This is a genomic window from Crenobacter sp. CS_VA4 (genome assembly GCF_055597485.1).
In genome coordinates, this window is record NZ_JBVMAE010000108.1 from 1 (window position 1) to 299 (window position 299).

At 60.9% G+C, this 299-nt stretch carries 1 protein-coding gene; it reads left to right on the forward strand.

Annotated elements, in window-relative coordinates:
• Positions 1-299, forward strand: a 299-nt coding sequence (locus ACZ2IA_RS22905) for a transposase (RefSeq protein WP_470294892.1), incomplete at both ends; no start/stop codon positions are given.

A 299-nucleotide genomic window follows, 5' to 3' on the forward strand; every position in this document is an offset into this window, starting at 1 on the left:
GCCACTGGCCGGCCCGCCTATCACCCATCGGTGCTCCTGAAGCTCTACATCTACGGCTATCTCAACCGTATCCAGTCTAGCCGGCGTCTGGAGCGGGAGGCGCAACGCAACGTGGAATTGATGTGGCTGTCCGGACGCCTGACGCCCGACTTCAAGACCATCGCCAACTTTCGCAAGGACAACAGCAAAGGGATTCGCGGCGTCTGCCGGCAGTTCGTGGTGCTGTGCCGGGAACAGGGGTTGTTCGCTGAAGCCGTGGTTGCCATCGACGGCAGCAAGTTCAAGGCGGTTAACAACCG